Annotated in this window: 4 protein-coding genes; 2 read left to right on the top strand and 2 right to left on the bottom strand. The window is 53.4% G+C overall.

Annotated elements, in window-relative coordinates:
- A partial coding sequence (locus tag B3Z49_RS15795) for a deoxyguanosinetriphosphate triphosphohydrolase (RefSeq protein ID WP_296992616.1) occupies positions 1-1,172 on the bottom strand: 1,172 nt, incomplete at its 3' end.
- A 304-nt stretch (positions 1,173-1,476) separates the two neighbouring features.
- Here B3Z49_RS15795 and B3Z49_RS15790 point away from each other — a divergent pair.
- On the top strand, positions 1,477-3,183 hold the full coding sequence (locus B3Z49_RS15790; RefSeq protein ID WP_296992614.1) for a methyl-accepting chemotaxis protein: 1,707 nt from the start codon (positions 1,477-1,479) through the stop codon (positions 3,181-3,183).
- 86 nt (positions 3,184-3,269) lie between these two features.
- On the opposite strand, the gene htpG is transcribed toward B3Z49_RS15790, so the two are convergent.
- Positions 3,270-5,144: a molecular chaperone HtpG gene (gene htpG / locus B3Z49_RS15785; RefSeq protein ID WP_296992613.1), complete on the bottom strand. Its 1,875-nt coding sequence runs from the start codon at positions 5,142-5,144 to the stop codon at positions 3,270-3,272.
- 286 nt (positions 5,145-5,430) lie between these two features.
- Between htpG and B3Z49_RS15780 the strand changes: the two genes are divergently transcribed.
- Entirely contained in the window at positions 5,431-5,757 is a 327-nt protein-coding gene (locus B3Z49_RS15780; protein WP_008890082.1) for an HPF/RaiA family ribosome-associated protein, read from the top strand.
- Positions 5,758-5,819 lie beyond the last annotated feature (62 nt).

The following is a 5,819-nucleotide window of genomic DNA, read 5'->3' as shown; positions in this document are numbered from 1 at the left end:
CGATAGGAAATGTCGGCTTCTGATTGTGCGTGATGCACATCAAGGGCGGTTTTGCAGAATGTCTCGAGCAAGGTTTCAAGATGGGCAAAGGCGCCGACCTCGATCTGGACCTTGCGACGGTTGAGAATGATCTGTTTCTCGGAAAATGACTTGGCCTGCGCGATCAGGTCGTTAAAGGGCCCCTTGGCACATGCCAGCAGATCTCCTTTCCATTCGCCAGCCAGAAGCGCCTCTTCGTTGGCGACAAAGGCATCAACCAGTGCATCAAGAACACCGGCAATGATTTTACCCCGAAGGAAGGAAATCTTGCGGCTGATATTGGGTTCTCGATCGTACTCGGCCGGCAGCTCATCGGTGATGCAGGGCAGCAGCATCTTTTCAAGAATATCGAAATCGACAAGTTCCAGTTCAACGCCGTCCTCGATATCGATCAGGGCATAGCAAACATCATCAGCAGCCTCGACCAGATAGACCAACGGGTGACGGCAAAAGGCCTGATCGCCGGTGCGGATCAACCCGGTGGCATCGGCGACTTCTTCAAGAATCCCGAATTCCTTTTGGAAGGCGCCGAATTTCTTCTTTTGCGGAAAAGGACTTCCGGCGGCTGACCACGGATACTTCAAAAAGCTTGCGAGTGTCGCATAGGTCAGGCGCATGCCGCCGTCGTACAGACCGGTCCGTTTGTTGGTCAGAAGGCGGAAACCCTGGGCATTGCCCTCATATGTTGTCAGATCCGCAAACTGTGCCTCTGTCAGGCCTTCGGTGAATTTGGGGTTTGCATCGACAAACCATTGGCGGATGGCATATTCCCCGGCATGACCAAAGGGCGGGTTGCCGATATCATGGCAAAGTGCCGCTGCCTGCACGATGGCGGCCATATGGTCGGGCTCAATCGCATCGGGCAGGCTACCCTTTTCATGCAGGCGGTTTCCGACCATCAACCCCAAAGACCGGGCAACACAGGATACTTCCAGACTGTGGGTCAGGCGGGTGTGGACATTATCATTTTCCGGCAGCGGATGAACTTGCGTTTTGCGCTGCAAGCGGCGAAAGGCCGCCGAAAAAATGATCCGGTCATAATCCTTGTGAAAATCGGACCTGCCAAATGTACCCACACTGGAATGACGCGACCCAAGCCGAGCTGGAGATAGCAATTGCTGCCAGTTCATCATGGTTGGAAGGCCCCTGTTCCGGATTGCGCGCGCTGACTGTGCGCGGTTCTTTTAAATATGAACCGGCAAATAGTCCATGCAGATATAGAAAATCACTTATTTTCAATGTGTTATTTCGGCGGCGTGTGAGGGCTCGATTTTTTTCGCGTAAATCTATACTTAAGGGTTGAAATTGCATCAAACATATACGATCTCTACCAAAGTATAGGTGCGAGGTAGATACTTAAGTATATGCTCTCGCGGTGAGCCCGTTCTCCTGGCCGAAGGTTGCGAGGGCGGGCTTTCTCTTTCCAGGATCACTGAAATGCGTTCGCTTAAGCTATCAAACCTTAAAACCAAAACCAAGTTTATGATCGGGGTTGGTTTCCCTCTTCTGTGCCTTATCGCCGTTGGCCTGGAGGCTTTAACCAGTCTCCACAAACTGACGGAGTCGAACCGGTGGGTAAACCATACATACGAGGTTCTCTCGGTTTCTGACTCTATCGTTGCCTCGGCAGTCAATATGGAAACCGGCATGCGTGGCTATTTGCTGGCCGGGAAAGAAGAGTTTCTCGATCCCTATAAGCAGGGCCAAGCCAATACTTATAAAAGCATCGCAGAACTGCAGCAGACCGTAAGTGACAACCCGCCACAGGTCGCGCGTCTCGAAGAGGCGGCCAATGTCCTTAAGGATTGGCAGGCCAATATCACCGAGCCATACATCAAAATGCGTGGTGAAGTGGGCAACGGGCAAACAATGAATGACATCGCCAATATTGTTGGTGAAGCACGTGGGAAATTGTATTTCGACAAGTTCCGCCAGATCATGGCTGACTTCAGAGCAGAAGAAGCCAAACTGATCGACGTGCGCAAGGCTGACAATGCCGAACGCGTCAGCACGACGAACACAATCATCATCGCAACCATCGCGATTGCCCTTGCTGTCGGGATCGGTCTGGCGATTCTGATCGGGAATGGCATTTCCGGGCCGATCAATCGCATGACAGCCGCAATGGCAAAACTTGCTGGCGGCGATCTGGAGGTTGAGATTATTGGCCTTGATCGTGGCGATGAAATTGGCGACATGGCAAAAGCCACCCAGGTCTTCAAAGAAAACGCCCAGAAAATGGAAGAGCTGCAGAAACAGCAAGCCGAAAGCGAAAAACGCGCAGCTGAGCAGCAAAAAGCAGCCATGAACAAAATGGCCGACGAATTCGAGGCATCTGTTAAGAAAGTTGTCGAGAACGTATCAAGCGCTGCCCAGCAGATGCAAACCAGTGCTGGTAACCTGTCTGCGATCGCCGAGGAAACAAACCGGCAGTCGATTTCGGTTGCTGCCGCAACCGAACAGGCAAGTGCCAACGTTGAGTCGGCCGCGTCCGCAACCGAAGAACTTTCGGTGTCGATCAACGAGATCAATCAGCAGATTGATGGTGCGTCCGAACTGGCCCAGAGCGCGTCGGTTGAAGCAGACAAAACGAACGACACGATGGTTTCGTTGCAAGAAAGTGTCGAGCAGATCGGGAATGTTGCCTCTTTGATCGAGGACATTGCCTCGCAGACGAACCTTCTGGCGCTTAATGCCACCATCGAGGCCGCACGTGCCGGTGCCGCAGGCAAGGGATTTGCCGTTGTTGCAAACGAGGTTAAAAACCTTGCATCTCAAACGGCCAAGGCAACCCAGGAAATCTCGAACCAGATTTCCGAAATGCAAAGCCGTGCGGATGTGTCGATCAACGCAGTACAAACCATCCGCGAAATGGTCCGCCAGATCAGCGACCGGGCATCGACCGTGGCGGTGTCTGCGCGTGAACAGACGATTGCGACCAATGAAATTTCGCGCAACGTCCAAGAAGCTGCGCACGGGACCACCCAGGTTTCCGCAAGCATCAGCGATGTGACCCAGGCGTCTAACGAAACCGGCTCGATGTCGACACAGGTATTGTCGGCTGCCAATGAGTTGGGCGCACAGGCCAAAACCCTGAGCCAGGAAGTTGATCAGTTCATCAAGCGGATCCGCAATTCCGCCTGATGTCTGAGCGCAAAGAGAAAGGGCAGCCCTTGTGGGGCTGCCCTTTTTTCGTTTCAGAAACAGTATTGGTGTCCTTGGTCGGGGCCTTAAAGTCCCTTTTCCATAACGGTATCAAGGCGACGGGCAAAGCTGACCGGATCGGGCAGGGCTTCGCCTTCTAGGATGCGGGCCTGATCCAGCAACAGCAGGGCAGCGTCATGAAGGATCGGGGCCTTGGCATCCTTGGTGGCAATGTCAGACAGCTTTTTGATCAGGCTGTGCTTTGGATTGATTTCAAGGATACGCGGGCTGATTTCATCGACACGGTTGTGCTGTTTCATCAGGCGTTCCATGCGCAAATCCATGCCCATCTCATCGGCAATCAGACAGCAGGCCGAACTGGTCAGGCGATCTGATTCCCGAACGTCCTTGACCCCGGTGCCAAGGGCGACCTTGATCGCGGCAATCAGGGCACTGACCGATGCCTCATTTGCGGCATCATCTTTTTTCTCGTCCTTGGCGTCATCCTTGTCATCTGACTTGATGTCGTTCAGGTCGGCACCGCCACGGGTGACAGATTTGAAGTCTTTGCCATCAAACTGGCCGACAGACGGCATCCAGAATTCATCAACCGGATCGGTCAGAAGCAGGACTTCGATCCCCTTGGCGGCAAAGCCTTCGAGTTGCGGGCTGCGTTTAAGGGCGTCGATATCCTCGCCGCTGATGTAATAGATGGCCTTCTGGCCTTCTTTCATGCGTTCGACATAGTCGGCCAGCGTCGTCCAGCCATCACCATGGGTCGAACGGAACCGGGCGAGTTTAAGGATACGATCACGGTTGGTCTGATCTTCGTACAAACCTTCCTTGACGACCGAGCCAAAGTTTTCCCAGAAGGTTTCATATCCCTCGGCGTCTTTCTTGGCCGCGGTTTCAAGTTCGGACAGGACCTTTTTGGTCAGGCCGTTCTTGATTTTGGTCAGAAGCGGATGGTCTTGAAGCATCTCGCGCGAGACGTTAAGGGGCAGGTCCTGGCTATCGACCACGCCGGATACGAAACGCAGCCACGGCGGCAACAATTCGTTGGCACCTTCGGTGATGAAGACCTTGCGGACATACAGCTTCAGATGGCCTTTGCGCTGCGGATCATAGAGATCGAACGGGCGCATGGTCGGCAGGTAAAGCAGCCCGGTATATTCAATCGCACCTTCGGCCTGATAGTGGATGGTTTTCCACGGATCATCGAACGCGTGCGAGGTGTGCTTGTAGAATTCCTTGTATTGTTCTTCGGTGATCTCGCTTTTCGGGCGGGTCCAGAGTGCGGAGGCCTCGTTCAGCGTTTCATCACCGTCGCCCTTCATCAGAACCACCGGAATGCCGATATGGTCGGAATAGGTTTTGACGATATGACGCAGACGATGTTCGTCTGTGAATTCCTTGTTGTCATCGGTCAGATGCAGGGTGATCTGGGTGCCACGGCCTTCCATTTCGGCCTCGGCAATGGTGTATTCGCCCTTGCCGTCAGATGACCATTTCCATGCCTGATCATCGCCGGCCTTGCGGCTGACGACTTCGACCTTGTTGGCGACCATAAAGGCGGAATAGAAACCGACCCCGAACTGACCGATCAGGTCGACATCCTTGGCGTTGTCGGATTTCGAAACGGCATCAAGGAACTTCGCGGTACCGGAATTGGCAATGGTGCCCAGGTTTTCGACCAGATCTTCCTTGTTCATCCCGATCCCGTTATCGGCAATCGTCAGAACATTACGGACATTATCTGTCAGAAGGCGTACCTTGAAATCGGCATCACCAGCGAGCAAATCCGGTTTGGCAATCGCTTCATAGCGCAGCTTGTCGCACGCATCCGAGGCGTTGGAGATCAGCTCGCGCAGGAAGATGTCCTTGTTGGAATAAAGCGAGTGGACAACGATATCGAGCAGTCGGCTAACCTCGGCCTCGAACCGCATTTTTTCTTCCGTCATGACCTCTTTTTTCTCCTTTGTTTCAAGCGTCTGTCAGCCTCCTCCGATATTGGCAGAAGGACCGACACCTTAACGGGGTGAACTTTAAACCGAGCTTGATATGCGTCAACGCATCTTGCAGCGCAAGTCTTGTATCCTAAGTATAAATATAGAGGCTTTAATAACAGGGGCGCACGCCACAGTCTGGAAGCGTTCCCGAAAGTTCCCGAGCAGCAAAAGTGCTGGGGTAATCGGCAGGGTGCAACGCCCTGTCTTGCGTCCAAGGCTTTACACAGGAGGCCGTACCATGAAGGTTCCCGTTCAAATCACCTACCGTGATGTTGATCAGTCTGATGCGCTGGACGAGCGCATTCGTTTCAAGGTGCAAAAACTGGAAGAAACCTTCGATCGCATGACCAGTTGTCATGTTGTAGTGGAACGCCCGCAGGCATCGCATAACCATGGAAACCGTTTTGCCGTGCATTTCGGCATCAATGTGCCGGGCAAGGAAATCATGGTGAAGCGCGACAGTGCTGACCATGCCCATGAGGATGTCTATATCGCGCTGAAAAACAGTTTTCAGGCCGCACGTCGGCAGCTCAAGGAATATGCCGACAAGATGCGCAACCACTAAGGTCACTGAATACGTTTAAAAAAGGGGGCGGGGGGGGCGGGGGGGGGGGCCCCCCCCTTCCC

The sequence above is a fragment of the Thalassospira sp. UBA1131 genome, assembly GCF_002311515.1.
Classification (GTDB): Bacteria; Pseudomonadota; Alphaproteobacteria; order Rhodospirillales; family Thalassospiraceae; genus Thalassospira.
Note: the sequence above shows the minus strand (reverse complement) of the source record. Positions and strands in the feature narration are given on the sequence as shown.